This is a genomic window from Methylorubrum extorquens, from assembly GCF_024169925.1.
Classification (GTDB): Bacteria; Pseudomonadota; Alphaproteobacteria; order Rhizobiales; family Beijerinckiaceae; genus Methylobacterium; species Methylobacterium extorquens_A.
Genome location: NZ_JALJXF010000001.1, coordinates 2,247,549 through 2,264,272, shown reverse-complemented (window position 1 = coordinate 2,264,272; position 16,724 = coordinate 2,247,549). Strand labels below are relative to the sequence as shown.

At 69.8% G+C, this 16,724-nt stretch carries 14 protein-coding genes, 1 tRNA gene and 1 riboswitch; of the genes, 3 read left to right on the top strand and 12 right to left on the bottom strand.

Annotation, left to right across the window (positions count from 1 at the left end):
• Nucleotides 1-97: 97 nt before the first annotated feature.
• The 3 genes from J2W78_RS10600 (at nucleotide 98) to J2W78_RS10590 (ending at nucleotide 1,028) form a co-directional block, all read left to right on the top strand.
• Nucleotides 98-187, top strand: a tRNA-Ser gene (locus tag J2W78_RS10600).
• A 295-nt stretch (nucleotides 188-482) separates the two neighbouring features.
• Nucleotides 483-665: a DUF3606 domain-containing protein gene (locus tag J2W78_RS10595; RefSeq protein WP_003600567.1), complete on the top strand. Its 183-nt coding sequence runs from the start codon at nucleotides 483-485 to the stop codon at nucleotides 663-665.
• A 147-nt stretch (nucleotides 666-812) separates the two neighbouring features.
• On the top strand, nucleotides 813-1,028 hold the full coding sequence (locus J2W78_RS10590; RefSeq protein WP_056202053.1) for a hypothetical protein: 216 nt from the start codon (nucleotides 813-815) through the stop codon (nucleotides 1,026-1,028).
• Between the two features lie 897 nt (nucleotides 1,029-1,925).
• On the opposite strand, the gene J2W78_RS10585 is transcribed toward J2W78_RS10590, so the two are convergent.
• The 12 genes from J2W78_RS10585 to J2W78_RS10530 form a co-directional block, all read right to left on the bottom strand.
• Entirely contained in the window at nucleotides 1,926-2,147 is a 222-nt protein-coding gene (locus tag J2W78_RS10585) for a DUF6894 family protein (RefSeq protein ID WP_253370403.1), read from the bottom strand.
• A 198-nt stretch (nucleotides 2,148-2,345) separates the two neighbouring features.
• Complete coding sequence (locus J2W78_RS10580; protein ID WP_253370402.1) at nucleotides 2,346-2,561, bottom strand: hypothetical protein; 216 nt, start codon at nucleotides 2,559-2,561, stop codon at nucleotides 2,346-2,348.
• 97 nt (nucleotides 2,562-2,658) lie between these two features.
• Nucleotides 2,659-4,479, bottom strand: coding sequence for an allophanate hydrolase (gene atzF / locus J2W78_RS10575; protein ID WP_253370400.1), 1,821 nt, complete (start codon nucleotides 4,477-4,479; stop codon nucleotides 2,659-2,661).
• Nucleotides 4,480-4,790: 311 nt separating this feature from the next.
• Entirely contained in the window at nucleotides 4,791-8,321 is a 3,531-nt protein-coding gene (gene uca, locus J2W78_RS10570) for an urea carboxylase (RefSeq protein ID WP_253370398.1), read from the bottom strand.
• 2 nt (nucleotides 8,322-8,323) lie between these two features.
• Entirely contained in the window at nucleotides 8,324-8,974 is a 651-nt protein-coding gene (locus J2W78_RS10565; protein WP_253370371.1) for an urea amidolyase associated protein UAAP2, read from the bottom strand.
• Between the two features lie 12 nt (nucleotides 8,975-8,986).
• Complete coding sequence (locus J2W78_RS10560; protein WP_253370369.1) at nucleotides 8,987-9,799, bottom strand: urea amidolyase associated protein UAAP1; 813 nt, start codon at nucleotides 9,797-9,799, stop codon at nucleotides 8,987-8,989.
• A gap of 233 nt (nucleotides 9,800-10,032) precedes the next feature.
• Nucleotides 10,033-10,404, bottom strand: a complete 372-nt coding sequence (locus J2W78_RS10555) for a cupin domain-containing protein (RefSeq protein WP_253370367.1) — start codon at nucleotides 10,402-10,404, stop codon at nucleotides 10,033-10,035.
• Between the two features lie 113 nt (nucleotides 10,405-10,517).
• Nucleotides 10,518-11,891, bottom strand: coding sequence for a type III glutamate--ammonia ligase (gene glnT, locus J2W78_RS10550; protein ID WP_253370365.1), 1,374 nt, complete (start codon nucleotides 11,889-11,891; stop codon nucleotides 10,518-10,520).
• Nucleotides 11,892-11,896: 5 nt separating this feature from the next.
• Nucleotides 11,897-12,697 (bottom strand): creatininase family protein, encoded by an 801-nt coding sequence (locus J2W78_RS10545; protein WP_253370363.1) that lies wholly within the window; start codon nucleotides 12,695-12,697, stop codon nucleotides 11,897-11,899.
• A complete protein-coding gene (locus J2W78_RS10540) occupies nucleotides 12,694-13,629 on the bottom strand; it encodes an ABC transporter ATP-binding protein (protein ID WP_253370362.1) in 936 nt (311 codons plus the stop codon). Before J2W78_RS10540 ends, J2W78_RS10545 begins: the two co-directional genes overlap by 4 nt.
• On the bottom strand, nucleotides 13,626-14,687 hold the full coding sequence (locus J2W78_RS10535) for an ABC transporter permease (RefSeq protein ID WP_253370360.1): 1,062 nt from the start codon (nucleotides 14,685-14,687) through the stop codon (nucleotides 13,626-13,628). The genes J2W78_RS10540 and J2W78_RS10535 overlap by 4 nt, the downstream gene beginning before the upstream one ends.
• A 10-nt stretch (nucleotides 14,688-14,697) precedes the next feature.
• Complete coding sequence (locus J2W78_RS10530; RefSeq protein WP_253370358.1) at nucleotides 14,698-15,723, bottom strand: ABC transporter substrate-binding protein; 1,026 nt, start codon at nucleotides 15,721-15,723, stop codon at nucleotides 14,698-14,700.
• 417 nt (nucleotides 15,724-16,140) lie between these two features.
• Nucleotides 16,141-16,251: riboswitch (guanidine-I (ykkC/yxkD leader) on the bottom strand.
• Between the last annotated feature and the right edge of the window lie 473 nt (nucleotides 16,252-16,724).

Genomic DNA, 16,724 nt, shown 5'->3' with positions numbered 1-16,724 from the left:
CCCCGATCCGCACATCGTACATTGACGCTGATCCCCGCGGGGCCATAGACAAGCCTGTGACGCGACGGCGCGCGTGATTGTGCGCCTTCGCGGACGGGGAAGGGTGGCCGAGTGGTTTAAGGCAGCGGTCTTGAAAACCGCCGTGGGGGCAACTCCACCGTGAGTTCGAATCTCACCCCTTCCGCCAGACCGCCTCCAAATGCCTGATCCGGCGAGACGCGTTGACGATCAGAGGGTTGGAAGGCACCTGTGCGACAGGTGACCATCGCCAATGGGCGTTGAAACCCGCCTCGTTCTGCGCCCCAACGGGCACCGGCTCGTTCCGCGCTTGGGGCCTCCCCGAGCCGCGTGAGGTGATCCCCGGCGGGTGCAGCGGGCCGAAGTGGATTGACCTCGGGTCTAACTCCGCGCGCCTTGCGATACGGGCGGTCTTGCCCACCTCATACAACCCGACGCCCTCCGACGACCTCACGGGATCATTCATGGCCGGCCTCAAGGACAAGCGCGGTTTCATCGACAAGGACCGTCTCGACCTCAGCGAGCGCAAAGCGGTCGAGTTCTGGATGAAGCGCTGGGGCGTCACGCAGGACCAACTCACCGCCGCGCACCGGAAGGTGGGCCGCATGACCAAGGACATCGCGGCTGAGCTGGGCAAGAAGCGTTAGGCAACGAGCGAGTGAGGTTTCAGCGGTGACGCAGAGGCTGCTCCGCAGGTGCCGATCGAGATAAATCCTCCCCATTGGGAACCTTGGCCTGGGACAATCACCTATCTACCCTGCCTGGGACGGCCGTAAGCTCCCAAGGAGATGGTGATGAAGAAGACCACGCTCGCGCTGGCAATCCTGCTGGGAGGCTTTGCCGCCGGCACCGCATCGGCAGCTCCGATTGCACCCGCCGGCATCCAAGCTGAAAGCAGCGTCACGCAGGCTCGCATGTCCCACCACGAGCGGCGGATGATGCACCGGCACATGATGCGCAAGCGGATGATGCATCGGCACCATCACCGGTCGATGCGCCACCGGATGTAACCGGCGCATGTGATAAAAGGGGAGGGCGTCGGAAAGGCCCTCCCGCTCGGCGCGACGCCGCACACGGCAGCGAAGCGCGACCGTCCGAGCCATCCGGCCGGATCAAGGCGTTGATATCCATGACTTGGCTGAGCGGCTCGGACTGTTTCGCCCCTTGCAGCCGATCGGAGCTTGCCCGACCGGAACGTTGAGACCACCGGCCCATCGCCGAGTCGCCGCCCCGTGAAGGCTCGATGTTCCCCGGCCTCGACAAACACTTCGTGGCACGGCATGTGCGGGCGCAAGGTGTTTCGAACAGAGACCCAAGCTCTCAGCATCAGGATCGGTATCTTGCGCAACCGCGGCCGGCGACCGTTCACCGTCGAAGCCAAGTCGAACGGCCAAACCCGCTTCGTCTCCATCCCCTCGAAGCTGCCACGAGAGGCGCAAAAGCGGGCGGGACACGCAGAAGCAGAAGCCCTGTGGCCCTCACTGGAGGCCGCTACGTTCAGCCCTCGGACACCTTCCGACGAGGCTGCCCCCGAGCATCGCCGCATCCTGCCGAGCCTCCTCGTCACGGAGGTCCAGGAGCCCGAGGCGGAACCCGCGGTCGAACCCGAGGTGCTTCCTCGCGTTCGCCGGGTTGCGCCGCCCGGCACCACGCCGGAGGGCGCCCCGCGTCGCCGCGGCAGGCCGCGGAAGGTGCCTGTCCCGGATGTCGTTCAGGTCGTCGAACCGGCGGTCCCGGAGCCTCCTCGGCCCGTGGCGGAGACAGCCCCTCTCGTTAGGCGGCGCCGCTCGGACCGACCCGGCAGCGAAACGCTGCGCCTGGGTGAGCGGTGGAAGCGGCGCTTGCCGCGGGTATGCTGGTAGAGCGGCAGCGGCCAACGCCGCGACCGCGTTCCGCCTGAGGCTCGGTCAACCCGATACGAACGGCTTCACCAGCACGCGTCGGCCGCTGAGGTCATGCACGCTGACGTGCCACTGCGACCAGTCCTCTTGGTCATCGAGGCTGCGCATCACCCCCTGAGCGACCTCGTCGGCACGCCGGACGAGGCGCGCGGGGACCCGGATGTCCTTGCCCTGAGCGTCGAACACGCATGCGTAGCCGTTCGTCGCGTGAAAGCGGTAGCGTGCCATTGGCGCCAAACCCCTCGTTCCGACTCCGATAAGACGTTCGTTCGTCTTTCGTTCCCATATGGGGACAAGCGGTGGAAAAGGGCAATGCGAGCCACGCCGTCACAGGGACTTACACCCAATTTTGAACACGCCGCGCCCTGGGGATGAGAGGGCCTGCGGGGCAGAAAGCGGCGCGCTTCGCCTGCCCCGCGGGATGGTTCAGCCGGCGCCGTAGCCGCCCTTCGCATTGTCCGTCGAACGATCGGGCGATTGCTGATCGTAGCCGCCGGAGTGAGGACCGGGTTTTTCAGCCTCGGCCGAGGCCGGGCCCGTCGGGCCGAGATCCGGCTCCGCTTCAGGCTTGCTGCGCTCACCGAGCGGGCGACCGGGCGGCTGTGTCCCGATCGCCTCCCGCTCCGTCTTCGCGTCTGTCATCGTGAACCTCCTTGGCTTGCGTCAAGGAAAGGGCTCATCCCCCTAAGAGGTTTCGCCAAGGAGGCTCCGGCCCGATGCGATCGGGCCGGTCCCGCCGCTACGGCGCGATGGCCCCGGAGGCGAGGTAGGCGCGCCAGCCGCCGTGATCGCTGATGTCGCGCGCGCCCGTGAGCCCGGCCGCTTCCGCCAGGAATCCCTTCGATGTCGTGCCGTCGGCCAGCGACAGCGTGCCGATCGCCAGCGGCGAGGAAATCCCCGCCACGAAACGTCCGAAAGCGTCCGGCGCCAGCGCCCAGACCTCGGTCTCGATCGCATGGCCCGAACCGGGCGCGACGCGGATCAGGCCGGGCCGGGCCGGCGGTCCGCCGGGCAGCGCGTGCAGACGGTAATCCGGTGTCGTGGGGATGGCGCGCAGGAAGCGGGCGCCGCGCCCCGTCAGTTCGCCGTTGAGCGGCAGGCCGGACAGGTGCGCGCCGACCACCGCGACCTCGATCTCGTCCGCTTGCGCGCGATCCCCGGGCGGGGCGGCCTCCGCCGGGATCGGCACGCCGCTCGCCCCGAGTGTGCCGCCGGCCGCCGCGTGGAGGCGGGCGCCGAGTGCGGCGATGAGGCCGTCGGCCCCGCGCGGCGCGATCAGCGTCACGCCGGACGGGAAGCCGTCGGCACGGAAGCGCCCCGGCACCGCGAGGGCGCACAGGTCGAGCAGATTGACGAAGTTGGTGTAGGTGCCGAGTTCGCTGTTGGGGCCAACCGGGTCGGCGGCGAGGTCGGCGACGCGCCGCGGGCGCGGATAGGTCGGCACCACGAGCACGTCGATCCCGCCCCAGACGGCCTCGGTCGCCCGGCGGAGTTCGGCGAGGCGGTAGAGGCCGGCGAAGGCATCCGCCGCCGAGTGGCCGGTGGCTGCGCCGATGATCGCCCGCGTGGTCGGGTGCAGAGCCTCCGGGCGCTCCTCGATGAACCCGCGGATCGCCTGATAGCGCTCGGCCACCCAGGGGCCGGCATAGAGAAGCCCCGCGACCGCGAAGAAGGGCGCCAGATCGACCATCCTCGCCGCGCCGCCGATCACGGATTGCAGGTCGGCGAGCGCCCCGTCGAAGGCCGCCGCCGAGAGCGTGTCGCCGGCAAAGATGCGACCGGCCGCGTCCGGCACGCCGACGCGCAAGCCCGGTGGCAGGCGGCCGGGGCGGGGCGGAACGGGCAGGGCGCGCGAATACGGATCCTGCGGATCGTATCCGGCCATGATCCGGTAGACCGCGTCAGCCTCCGTCACGGTGCCGGCGAAGACGGAGAGGGTGTCCAGCGTGCGGCAGGCCGGGACCACGCCGCGGCCCGAGACGCTGCCGAGGGAGGGCTTGAGCCCGACGATGTTGTTGAGGCCGGCCGGCACCCGGCCCGAACCCGCCGTGTCGGTGCCCAGCGCAAACGTAACGAGGCCGCGCGCCACCGCCACCGCCGAGCCGGACGAGGAGCCGCCCGGCACGATCGCCGGATCGATGGCGTTCTTCGGCGCCGGATAGGGCGTGCGCACGCCGACGAGCCCCGTGGCGAACTGGTCGAGATTGGTCTTGCCGACGAGGATCGCGCCGGCCGCGAGCAGACGCTCGACCGCCGGAGCGGTCGCCTGCGGCGTATAGACGAAGTCCGGGCAGGCGGCGGTGGTGGGCAGGCCCGCCACGTCGACGTTGTCCTTCACCGCGAAGGGCACGCCCCAGAGCGGTTTGCTCACGGGGTCGAAGGGGCCGAGCGCGCGGGCGGCGGCCTGCATCTGCGCCGCCGGCACCCGCGCGAGGAAGATGCCGGGATCGTCGGCAGCAGCGATCCGGCGGTCGATCTCGGCCAAAACCGCCTCGGGCGAGAGCCCATCGGCATAGGCGGCGTGGAGCGCGCTGAGGCTCAGGAAGGCGGGAACCGGCATCGATCTCTCACGTCTTTGGCAGGGCGTCGTGCGGGTGGCACGCGGCCCGAAATTCAAAGGGGAATGGCTCCGGGGCCCTGAGCCTGATGGCCCGGCGGCCGGAATGCCTATCGCGGCGTCTCCCGGCCCCGGTCGCCCTGCGGCAACCGCCCGGCGGCCCGGGCCTGGAGGCCGAGCACGACGAGACCGAGGATCGCGGTGAGGGCGCGGTGGATCTGCTGCATCATCGGCCGTCTCCGTGCAGTGAGCGAGGAGTGCGCCGGGCGCGTTCGCCCAGGCGGTAGCGGGTCCCTGCAAGATCCGGCCCGGCCTCAGATCTCGAGGATGGCGACGAGGTCGCCGCCGCGCAGGGTGCGGCCGGGCTGGGCCCGGATCTCGCGGACCCGGCCGCCGACGGGGGCGGTGACCGCCACCTCCATCTTCATCGATTCGAGGATCGCCACCGTCTGCCCCGCGGCCACGGTCTCGCCCGCGCCGACGAGAACCTTCCAGACATTGCCCGGCACGGTGGTCGGCACACCCTCGCAGCCCGGCGGGATCTCGGCGGCCTCAGTGGACACCGCCTCGTCGGCGACGAAGCTGTCGAGCCCTTCCGCCTTCCAGCGCTCGCGCTCGGCCGCGAAGGCCGCTCTCTGGCGCGCGCCCGCGTGCTCGATCTCGGCGGCGTTGCCCGCGAGCATGGCCCGGTGCTCGGCGTAGGAGAACGTGCCGGGCTCGATCCGGATCGGATAGGCGCCGTGCGGGAAGGCGGCGCGGGCCTCGGTGAGTTCGGCGTGGCTGACGGGGAAGAAGCGAATGCGGTCGAAGGGCCGCAACAGCCACGGATGGCCGGGCACGAATTCGCGGGTGGTCCGCCACGTGTTCCAGACCTGGATCGTGCGCCCGAACAGCTGGTACCCGCCCGGCCCCTCCATGCCGTAGATGCACATGTAGGCGCCGCCGATGCCGACCGCGTTCTCCGGCGTCCAGGTGCGGGCCGGGTTGTACTTGGTGGTCACGAGGCGGTGGCGCGGATCGACCGGGGTCGCGACCGGCGCGCCGAGATAGACATCGCCGAGCCCCATCACGAGGTAGCTCGCATCGAAGATGATGTTCCGCACCGCCGCCTCGTCGGGCAGGCCGTTGATGCGGCGGATGAACTCGATGTTCGAGGGGCACCAGGGCGCGTTGGGGCGCACCAGTTCCTGGTACTTGCGCATGGCCAGTTCCGCCTGCGGGTCGTTCCACGAGAGCGGCAGGTGGACGACCCGGCTCGGGACGCTCACCGCCTCCGCGGCCGGCAATCCGGCCTCGATCTCGCGCAAGTTGCCGAGCAGGCGGTGGCGCGGCAGCGCCGTGCCGTCGTAGTGGATCTGCAGCGAGCGGATGCCGGGCGTCAGGTCGGTGAGGCCGGGGAGCCGGGCGGCGCGCACCGCCTCGGCCAGGAGATGGACCCGCAGCCGCAACCCGATATCGAGGGCCATCGGGCCGTACTCGACCAGCAGGTTGTCGTCGCCCTGGCGGCGATAGGCGACGGGGACCGGGCCGGTCTCGTCGCGGGCGAGGACGGGCGAGCCGGGCCCCGCGTCCGTGCCGCCGAGCAGGGCCGGGGCGGCGAGCGCGTCCTCCGGCCGGGCCATGGGCTGGAAGCGCACGGTGTCGCCGGGCCGGAGCTGGCCCATCTTCCACAGCTCGTCGCGGGCGATGACCGCGGGGCAGACGAAGCCGCCGAGGCTCGGGCCGTCGGGGCCGAGCAGGATCGGCATGTCGCCGGTGAAGTCGATGGCCCCGACGGCGTAGGCGTTGTCGTGCAGGTTCGAGGGGTGCAAGCCCGCCTCGCCGCCGTCGGTCCGCGCCCAGCGCGGCGTCGGGCCGATCAGTCGCACGCCCGTGCGGGCCGAGTTGAAGTGGACCTCGTAGGATTCCGAGAACAGGTCGGCGATGTCGGCCTCCTGGAAGAAGTCCGGCGCGCCGTGCGGGCCGTAGACGACGCCGATCTCCCAATCACGGGTCAGCGGCGCGGGCTCGGGCGGGGCGGCAGCGACTTCCGGCGCATCGCCGAGATGGAGCACGTCGCCGGCCTTGAGCACGCCGGTGGCGTGGCCGCCGAAGGCGCCGAGCGCGAAGGTCGCGCGTGAACCGAGCACCACGGGCGCCGCGAGGCCGCCGCGCAGGGCCAGATAGGCGCGCTGGCCCGGCCCCTCGATCGCGCCGATGGCGAGCGTCTGCCCTGCGCTGACCGAAAACGCCTGCCCGTGCGGACGCGTCTCCCCGTCGAGGGTGAGCCGCATCGCGGCGCCCACGAGCGCCACGAGAGCGTCCGTGTGGAAGCGCAGCGTCGGGCCCAAGACCGTGAGTTCGAGGGCGCAGACGTCCTGCCCGTTGCCGACGAGGGTGTTGGCGTGGGCGAAGGAGCGGGCGTCCATCGGCCCGCTCGGCGGCACGCCGACTTCCCACAGGCCGAGCCGACCGGGCAGTTCCTGAAGGCTCGACTGGGCGCCCGGCAGCAGCACCTCGATGCTCCTGGGGGCATAGGCGAGATCGCGCAGGGCCGTGGTCGCGACCCGCCCGCTGGCCAGCAGGTCGGAGGCGGCGATGGTGCGCAGGTAATCGAGGTTCGTCTCGATGCCGGAGATTGCGGTGTCGGCCAGCGCCTGCCGCAGCGCCGCCAAAGCCGCCGGACGGTCGGCGCCGGTGACGATGATCTTGGCGAGCATCGGGTCGTAGAACGGGGTGACCTCGGTGCCGGTGGCGATCCAGCCGTCGATGCGGGCGTTCTCGGGGAAGCGCACCTCGGTCAGCAGGCCGGCGCTCGGCGCGAAATTCGCGTGCGGGATCTCGGCGTAGAGCCGCGCCTCGATCGCCGCGCCCCGCGGCACGAGCGGCCCGGCCGCCGTGATCGGATCCTCGCCCGCGGCCTGGCGCACCATCCATTCCACGAGGTCGATGCCGAACACGGCTTCCGTCACCGGATGCTCGACTTGGAGCCGTGTGTTCACTTCAAGGAACGAGAAATCCTCGCGCGTCGGATCGTAGATGAACTCGACGGTGCCGGCCGAGGCGTAGGCGACGCTCTCCCCCAACGCCACCGCCGCGGCGTGGAGCCGGGCGCGCACGGCGTCGGAGAGGCCGGGGGCCGGGGTCTCCTCGATCACCTTCTGGTTCCGGCGCTGGAGCGAGCAGTCGCGCTCGCCCAGGGCGACGACGCGGCCGCGCCCGTCGCCGAAAATCTGCACCTCGACATGGCGGGCCTGCGCCACGAAGCGTTCGAGATAGACGCGGGCATCGCCGAAGCTGGCCCGCGCCGTGCGCTCGACCGCGGCGAAGCGCTCGGCCAACTCTTGCGCGGAGTGGCAGAGCTGCATGCCGATGCCGCCGCCGCCCGCCGTGCTCTTGAGCATCACCGGATAGCCGATAACGTCCGCCGCACTCAGCGCCGTCTCGACATCCGGCAACAGGTCGGTGCCGGGCAGGAGCGGGACGCCGCTGGCCTTGGCGAGATCGCGGGCGGTGTGCTTGAGGCCGAAGGCGCGCAGGTGCTCCGGGCGCGGGCCGATGAAGCGGATGCCCTCCGCCGCCAGCCGCTCGGCGAAGCCGACATTCTCCGACAGGAAGCCGTAGCCGGGATGGACGGCCTCGGCGCCTGTTTCCTTGCAGGCGGCGATCACCGCCTCGACGTCGAGGTAGCTCTGCGCGGCCGGGGCGGGGCCGAGGCGCACGGCCTCGTCGGCGGCGAGCACGCCGGGCGTGAAGCGGTCGGCGTCGGAATAGACGGCGACCGAGGCGATGCCTAAGCGCCGCAACGTGCGCACGACGCGGGCGGCGATCTCGCCGCGATTGGCGACCAGAACCTTGGCGAACATTGTCAGCCCTCGCCGCGGACGGTCACGCGGATCGGCGTGGGGTTGAAGCCGTTGCAGGGGTTGTTGATCTGCGGGCAGTTCGAGATCACGCAGATCACGTCCATCTCGGCCCTGAGCTCGACATAGTCGCCGGGCGACGAGACGCCGTCGACGATGGCGAGCCCGCCGTCCTGCTCGATCGGTACATTCATGAAGAAGTTGATGTTCGGCACGATGTCGCGCTTCGACAGGCCGTACTTCGCGACTTCGAGCGCAAAATTCTCGCGGCAGGCGTGGAGATATTGGGTGGCGTGGCCAAACCGGACGGTGTTGCTCTCGCAGGAGCAGGCCCCGGCCGAGGTGTCGTGCCGCCCGCAGGAATCGGCGGTGACGGTGAGCATCACCCGGCCCTCGTTCGACATCACCCGCGTGCCGGTGGTGACGTACGCCGCGCCCTGCGCCCGCACCGTATCCTGGGACGAGTAGCGCTCGCCGAGGTCGTCGGCGCGGTAGAACAGGGTGTCGACGGCCTGGCAGCCCTGGCTGTCCTCGATGCGGAGGGTCTGGCCGGCCCGCACGAGGGTGGAGAACGGCGCCTGGGCGGGCACGACCTGATCCAGAACGGCTTGATCCAGAACGGCTTGGTCGAAGAGCGTGGTCACGGTGTCGGTCATCGGTCGTCCCCCTCAGAAGCCGGCGGCGGCGTTGTTCTCGAAGCCGCGCACGGCCTCGATCGTGGCGGTGCGGCAGAGGTCGTCCGCCGCCGGCGCCGGGGCGCGGAAGCGGGTGACGGCGACCGGGTTCGGCGCGTAATCGGGCGCCGGATCGAGGGGATGGGGGCAGTTCGAGAGGGTGACGATCAGGTCCATCTCGGCGCGCAGATCGACGAAGTCGCCCGCCGTGCGGCCGGCGGCGTTCCAGGCGAAGCGGCCCTCAGGCCCGACCACGACGGGGGCGAAGAACGAGACGCAAGGAGGAATGTCGCGCCGCTCCAGCCCGCTCTTGAGGGCCGCGAGCACGAGGTTGTCGCGGGTGTTGCGGTGGGGACCACCGGCGTAACGCGCGGCGTTCGAGGCCGCATTGGAGCCGCCGACGAGCGCGTCGTGCGCCCCGCAGGAATCCTCGATCAGAGAGAACATCACGCGGCCCATATCGGAGAACAGCACCCGCCCCTTGGTGAGGGCGGCCGTCCACTGCACCTTCACGGTGTCGGCGTAGTTCAGCCGCTCGCTGGTTTCGGCGGCCGACCACGCCACCAGGGCGACGCTCGACGGGCCATGGTCGAGGCCGAGCCGGAGCGCCTCCCCGGCCTTCAGGGCGGTGGTCCAGTACCAGCCGCCGGGGATGGTCTCGCGGTGGAGGATCGCGCCAGCGTCGAGCGGCACGCCGCCGCGTGGGCTCGGGCCGGGCAGGGCGCGCGGAGCGTGGCCCTGGCCTGCCCGCTTCAGCTCCTCGTAGCGGCGGCGGTTTTCCGCAATCACGCTCGCTTCGTCCGACATGGTCGTGTCTCCGATGGGGCCGGGTCGTCCCGGCCGGAGAGCCCTGTCGCGGCCGGGCCGTCCCGGCAGGCCAGATGACTTTGGGTTTCGATGCTTGCGTCCCACCCTCTCCCCTCATCCTGAGGTGCCGCGTCAGCGGCCTCGAAGGAGGGCTTCCCAAGGATCGCGCGGCTGGCTGGAGCCCTCTTTCGAGGCTTCGCTTCGCTGCGCACCTCAGGATGAGGGCGGGAGGGTCATGGGTGGTCAGGCGCGGATGGCACCTCGTAGAAGGCGAAGAGCTTGCGCGCCGGCTCGACGATCTCCCAGGTGCCGGTGAAGCCGGCCGGCGAGACGAAGGCGTCGCCGGCCCGGAAGGTGGTCTGCGTCCCGGCCTCGTCGGTCACGACGATCACCCCTTCGAGCAGGTGGCAGAACTCGCTCTCGGTGAAGACGACCCGCCACGTGCCCCGCTCCGCCGCCCAGGTGCCGGCGGTGAAGCGCCCGTCCGCGCTGGTGAAGTGAAGCGTCGCGGTCTGAACGGGATCACCGGCCAGGATGCGCGCGGGCGCCGGCCTATAGGTCGAGGGCTCGGCGGAAGACTTCGCGAAGCTGATAACGGTCTTCATCGCAAGCTCCCTAGAGCATCATCCCGAAAGGTGGTTGCCGGCTTTCGGAAGAAAGATGATGCAAAGGCAAAAAATTAGAGCATCGTCCTGGATCCGATATCCAGGACGATGCTCTAGAACAGGTGGCTGTAGCGCTCGATCTCCCACGGGCTCACCGTGAGATGGTAGGCGTTCCACTCCTCGCGCTTGGTGCGGATGAACTCTTCGCGCAGGCCTGCGCCGAGTGTGGCCTCGACCAGGGGGTCGGCGGCGAAGGCATCGACCGCCTCCTGCAGGGTCTGGGGCAGAAAGGCGATGCCGCGCGCCCGGCGCTCGCCATCGCTCAGCGCGTAGAGGTTGTCCTCGTTGGGTTGGCCGGGGTCGATCCGCTCGCGCACGCCCTCCAGCCCGGCCGCGAGCACCAGGGCGGCGGCGAGGTAGGGGTTGACCGCGCCGTCGGCGTTGCGGCTCTCGCAGCGCCCGCCGCCGGACGGCACGCGCACCGAGTTGGTGCGGTTGTTCGAGCCGTAGGAGTTGAACACCGGCGCCCAGGAGAAGCCTGCCATCGCGCCCTGGCGCACGAGGCGCTTGTAGCTGTTGACCGTCGGCGCGAAGGCCGCGCAGAGCGCCCGGCCGTGGCGCAGCACGCCGCCGATGAAGTGGTAGCCGGTCTCGGTGAGGCCGAGGCCCCGCGGATCCTCACCGGGCGCGCAGGCGAAGAGATTGCGGCCGGTCTTGGCGTCGGAGAGCGACATGTTGAAATGCGCGCCGTTGCCGGTGCGGTCGGCGAAGGGCTTGGGCATCATCGTGGCGATGAGCCCTTCCTCCTTCGCGTAATGCTTGGTCATCATGCGAAAGAAGGTCAGCCGGTCACACATGGTCAGCGCGTCGGCGTACTGGAAGTCGAACTCGAACTGCCCGTTCGCATCCTCATGGTCGAACGAGTACAGGTCCCAGCCGAGATCGTTGATCGTGGTCGCGACCTTGTCGAGCCACGAGAAGTTGTCGATGAAGCCGCGCACGTCGTAGCAGGGCTTCACCAGCTTATCGTCGGCCACCGGCGTGTGCAGCGAGCCGTCTTCGGCCTGGCGCAGCAGGAAGATCTCGCACTCGATGCCGAGGTTGAAGCCGAAGCCCATCGCCTCGGCCTGCGCCAGCACGGTCTTGAGGGCGACGCGGGTCGAGAGCGGGTAGGGCTTGCCCTGGAAGGTGAGGTCGGCGGGCGCCCAGGCGAGCTTGCTCTCCCAGGGGAGTTGGATGACCTGCGAGAAATCCGGGACCGAGGCGAGCTCGTCCTCGTTTGGCGCCTGGCCGAGGCCGTCGAGGGCGTAGCCGGTATAGCGCTCAGAGCCCGCCGCCATCTGCGGCAGGTGGTCGATCGGCACCACCTTGGCCTTCTGCGCACCGTGGATGTCGACATAGGCGCCGATGACGTATTTCACGCCCTTGCCCCGCAGATCCTCCTGCACGGCGCGGATCTGAGGATCGACCTCGTTCGCGTGGCCCATGGGTGTCAGGCTCCTTCGGTGACGACGGCCGGGCCGTCGTAGGAATGGGGGAGGGGCGGGGTCTCGGCGAGCCCGCGCCGGATGAGGGCGGTCAGGTCCTCGACCATCCAGGCGAACAGTTCGGCGCCCTCCGCCGCACTCGCCTGCGAGGGGAAGCCGGTGACGCCGTTTCGGCTGGTGCGGTTGACCGGATGGGCAAAGACGAGGTTTTGGGTACGGTCCGCGTCGTCGGCTTCCGCAATGCGGTTCTCGCGTACCAGGGCCGGGGCCACGGCCTGCATCAGCGCAGTCTCGGCGCGGTTGGCGTGCCAGTCCTCGGCGTCGAGGAAGTGGGCCGCGCGCACCCGCTCGCTGACGGTCGCGGTGTTGACCAGCGCCACCATCAGGTCGTCGTGGGCCGCCCGCAGCAGTTCCAGAGTGCAACGTAGCGGCGCGGCGTTGGTGACGTGGGCGTTGACGAGAAACAGGCGGCGCACGCCCGAATGGTAGGCCTGGGCCCCGATCTGCCGGACGAGTTCGGTCATCACGACAGGGTCGAGGGCGATGGTGCCGGGCCAGCGCCGGGAATGGCCGAGCGAGCAGCCATAGGGCAGGGCCGGCAGCATGGGCACGCGGGTGCGCGCCGAAACCTCGCGGCAGACGGCATCCGCCAGCACGAAATCCATGCCGCAGCCGAGATGCGGCCCGTGCTGCTCGGTGGCACCGATGGGCAGGAGCGCGGCCCCCGCGGCGCCCGCGAGGTCACCGGGGATCTCCTCCCAGGTGCGGTCGGACCAGAGCAAGGGGAGATTGGGGAGGGCGCTCATTCGACCTCGTCCCCCACGCTCGCCATCCGGGTGACCATGTCGAGGCCAGCCAGATCGGCCGGGCCGTCGACCTCCGCCTCACTGGGATGGATCAGCGCGTCGAGCCGGGCGCGGGTGGCGCGGAATTCCGGCGTCAGGCTCTGGCTCGGATGGCGCGGCCTCGGCACCGGCACCTCGATCAGTTCCTCGACCTCGCCGGGATGGGCCTTCAGGACGAGGATGCGGTCGGCGAGATGCACCGCCTCGTCGAGGTCGTGGGTGATGAAGACGATGGTGATGTCGATCTTGCGCCAGATCTCGATGAGGTAGGCCTGCATCCGGGCGCGCGACTGGGTGTCGAGCGCCGAGAACGGCTCGTCCATCAGCAGGATGCGCGGGCGCATGGCGAGCGCACGGGCAATGGCCACGCGCTGCTTCATGCCGCCGGAGAGCTGGTGCGGGTAGGCGTCGGCGAAGCGCTCCAGCCCGATCAGCGCCAGCCATTGCGCCGCCTCGCGCTCGGCGACGTGGCGCGATTCACCGTTCTCTTCGAGCCCGAAGGCGACGTTGCGCTTGACCGTGAGCCAGGGGAACAGGGTGTAGCCCTGGAACACCATGCCCCGGTCGGCGCCGGGACCGGCGACCGGACGGCCCTCGACGCTCACACTGCCTGAACTCTTGGTCTCGAGACCGGCGAGAATGCGCACGAAGGTGGACTTGCCGCAGCCCGACGGCCCGACCACGCAGAGGAACTCGCGGCGGTGGGTGACGAGGTCGATGCCGCGGAGCGCCACGGTCTCGGCGCCGTCCGCGTTGCGAAACACCTTGCCGAGGCCCTCGACCCGCAGGGCGACGTCACGGGCCTTCAGCCGGTCGAAGCGGGCGCGGACGGGCTCGCACTGGGTGCGGTAGTCGCAGGGCTCCGCGGTCAGCGGGATGGGCGCGCGGCTCATGCCTCGGCCCTCGCATAGGGGAACAGGCGGCGGCCGATCAGCGCCAGGGCGATGTCGGTGGCGATGCCGATGAGGCCGATCACGAGGATCGCCGCGTAGACGTTGTCGAAGTGCTGGTAGCGGGCCTGCTGCGTGATGAAGAAGGTGATGCCGGACGAGGTGCCGATCAACTCGGCGACGATGAGGTAGGTCCAGGCCCAGCCGAGGAGGATGCGCTGATCGCGGTAGATCTGCGGCAGCACCGCCGGCACGATCACCCGGCGGATCAGGCGAAGGTTGCGCGAACCCATGGTGAGCGCAGCCTCGATCAGCAGCGGATCGACCCGGCGCGTGGTGTTGGCGATGACGAGCACCTGCTGGAAGAAGGTGCCGATGACGATGATGGCGATCTTCGGCCCGTCGTAGATCCCGAGGATCGCGACCATCAGCGCGCCGAAGGCGGGGGCGGGCAGGTAGCGCACGAACTCGATCACGGGCTCGGTCAGCCGGGCGATCGTCGGCTGCGCTCCGCACAGGATGCCCAGCGGCACGCCGACCAGGGAGGAGAGGGTAAAACCCCAAAAAATGATCTGGATCGAGTGCCACAGGCTCGCGGGCAGCCAGATCGCGTCGCGCTGGGGCGGCGGTGCGGTCAGCGCGGTCCAGAAGGCGACGGCCACCTGATGCGGCGCCGGCAGGTAGACCGGGTTGGCGGGCCGGCCCTCGGGCATGGCCGTGCCGGCCCCTTGGGCCGCCGCGACCTCCTCGGAAAACGCCGCCCGCGGCACCCGCATGCCGGGCTCCATCCAGGTGACGTCGCCGGGATTCGTGACCTCGACCAGCGGGTGCCAGAGGAAAGGCAGGTAGGAGATCGCCGCCCACAGGCCGAGCGGCAGCAGGAAGGAGAGCAGGGTGAGCGCAGCGCGCCGACGCCGGGTCAGCGGGCGCGGCGCGCCGACCCAGGAGAGCCGCGCCCGCCCGGCGACCGGGGCGGCGCCCGCCACCGGCGGGAGCGGGGCAACCGCGACCGCCGGAACGGCGCCCCTTTCGGGATGGGGCTGAGGCAGCGGCGCGCGCATCCTCACACCCTCACTTGCCGTCGGTGAGGGCGGGATCGATGGCGGCCTTCACGTCCTGCGGGGTCTTGTAGACCTCGAACTTGACGTTGAAGGCATCGGCGTGCCGGCTCGACCCGTAGAGCGAGCCGAACCCGTCGGCATCCTTCATCACCGCGCGGCCCTCGGCGAGCGTGAGAAGCTTGGTGCCCTTGAGGAAGCGGGTGAAAACGGCCGGCTCCACGCCGACCTTGGCCGCCATGATGGCGACGGCGTCGCCTTGGGTCTTCGGGTCCGAGATGTAGCCGACGACCCGGTCCCACAGGCCGACGAGCTTGATCCATTCGGCCCGCCGCGAAGCGAGGCTCGCGGGCGTCACCGTCACCACGTCGTAGATCAGGCCGGGCCGGTCGGCGGAGCTGTAGAGCGGGCGGGCGCCGGCGGCGCCCCGCATGGCCTGGCCGGCGATCGGCTGCCACGCGCCGATGGCCGCGACGTCGCCGGAGGCGAGGATCTGCGGCGTCTCGTTGGTCTTGGCGTTGACGAGGGTGACGTCGCTCTCCTTGATCCCGGCCTTCTGCAGGCCGTCGATCAGGAGGAGATGTTCGACGAGGCCGACTTCGAGCCCGACCTTCTTGCCCTTGAGGTCGGCCAGCGACTTCACCCCCGGCTTGCCGACGATGATGTCGTTGCCGTTCGAGTAGTCGGTGAGCAGGATCATGACGTTCCGGGCGCCGTTGCCGCTCATCACGAGGGCGTCGCCGTTGGTGCAGGTCACCGCGTCGAGCTTGCCCGCCGAGAACGCGTCCATCGAGGCGGAGTAGTCGAACCACTCGAAACGGGCGTCGATGCCGGCCTCTTTGAGCCAGCCCTTCTCGATGGCGACCTGCCACGCCACCCAGCCCGGCCAGTCGCTGTAGCCGATGCGCAGCGGCTCGGCGGCCTGCGCCATCGGCGCGGCGAGGAGGCCGACGGCAAGCGTGAGGGCGGACAGGCTTCGGCGGACGCCCGTGAGACCATCGGTGATCAGACGGGGATTGATCAGACTCGGGATGCGCATGTCTCGTCTCCTGGGATGGTCGAATGGCCGGACACAGCGTGCGCTGTTCGGTTCGGCTGTCGGGCGCCCAAGGATTTCGAGCGCGCGGAGAGGCGGCGGCAGGCGGAAGAGCCCATCGTCGGGGACCCGGAGCAGGAGCGCCGGGCCGGGAACCAGTAAGGGAACCGGGAAGAGGGCGCGGGTCGCGAAGACCGCCGGCGCGCCACCTACGGGATGATGCTGGGGAAGCCTTCGCCGAGCGCGGCCGAGGCAGGCCGAAGGCCGGAGCCGGTCGGCGGCGCAGGTCGGACGGCACGCAGGCGTGCATCGGCCGGAAGCGTCGAAAAGTTTGTCTTGGAGGCTCTGCCGGGCATACGTCCCTTCCAGTATAGAAAGAGATTGTACAAGACCTTCCCTTGCCAATCTCTGGCCAGTGAGGTCTCCCGGGCTTTTATCCCGCCGTGCATCCGGGCGGATGTCTCCCGCCGCGGCAACCGCTCTCGGACCGAACACATCCAAAGAGATGCTGGAACCCTAGCGATCAACTCGACGATCTTTCTAGGCCCAGCGTTTTTCTTGGTCAAGCAAAGACCAATCTGGGGCTGCGCAAGTTTTTATCTTTCGTGCTTACGTTTTGAGCGCGCTGCAGCCGGAATTCGCATTCGGCGCCAGCGGGCGGCACGGTCTTCGACGCCCCGCACCCACGCCCGGCGCAACGATGCTCCAGGCCTTTGCCGCTGCGGCGTCTTTTACCAAGGGCCCACGACAGCTTTCGAGACGGGGCCCTCGACACGGAGCATGACGCTGCCAGGGCCGCGTATCGGCCAGCCGAGACCGACAGGCTTCATGCCCAGGCCCTGCACATATCTTGCAAATTTTTTGGACACATCTGCCCGGAATCGCGGCATGGGCCAACACAGGTTCGGTGCTGAAGCGCTAAAATTCCAGAACGTCGTCCGATGCCAATAAAGCGTCGCAATACGACAAGCCCCCTAGTAAGTCGGAGAATAGTCTTACATTGT

Coding starts and splice junctions, on each gene's coding strand:
- J2W78_RS10595 (WP_003600567.1), top strand. CDS start 483: ATGGCCGGCCTCAAGGACAAGCGCGGTTTCATCGACAAGGACCGTCTC.
- J2W78_RS10590 (WP_056202053.1), top strand. CDS start 813: ATGAAGAAGACCACGCTCGCGCTGGCAATCCTGCTGGGAGGCTTTGCC.
- J2W78_RS10585 (WP_253370403.1), bottom strand. CDS start 2,147: ATGGCACGCTACCGCTTTCACGCGACGAACGGCTACGCATGCGTGTTC.
- J2W78_RS10580 (WP_253370402.1), bottom strand. CDS start 2,561: ATGACAGACGCGAAGACGGAGCGGGAGGCGATCGGGACACAGCCGCCC.
- atzF (WP_253370400.1), bottom strand. CDS start 4,479: ATGCCGGTTCCCGCCTTCCTGAGCCTCAGCGCGCTCCACGCCGCCTAT.
- uca (WP_253370398.1), bottom strand. CDS start 8,321: ATGTTCGCCAAGGTTCTGGTCGCCAATCGCGGCGAGATCGCCGCCCGC.
- J2W78_RS10565 (WP_253370371.1), bottom strand. CDS start 8,974: ATGACCGACACCGTGACCACGCTCTTCGACCAAGCCGTTCTGGATCAA.
- J2W78_RS10560 (WP_253370369.1), bottom strand. CDS start 9,799: ATGTCGGACGAAGCGAGCGTGATTGCGGAAAACCGCCGCCGCTACGAG.
- J2W78_RS10555 (WP_253370367.1), bottom strand. CDS start 10,404: ATGAAGACCGTTATCAGCTTCGCGAAGTCTTCCGCCGAGCCCTCGACC.
- glnT (WP_253370365.1), bottom strand. CDS start 11,891: ATGGGCCACGCGAACGAGGTCGATCCTCAGATCCGCGCCGTGCAGGAG.
- J2W78_RS10545 (WP_253370363.1), bottom strand. CDS start 12,697: ATGAGCGCCCTCCCCAATCTCCCCTTGCTCTGGTCCGACCGCACCTGG.
- J2W78_RS10540 (WP_253370362.1), bottom strand. CDS start 13,629: ATGAGCCGCGCGCCCATCCCGCTGACCGCGGAGCCCTGCGACTACCGC.
- J2W78_RS10535 (WP_253370360.1), bottom strand. CDS start 14,687: ATGCGCGCGCCGCTGCCTCAGCCCCATCCCGAAAGGGGCGCCGTTCCG.
- J2W78_RS10530 (WP_253370358.1), bottom strand. CDS start 15,723: ATGCGCATCCCGAGTCTGATCAATCCCCGTCTGATCACCGATGGTCTC.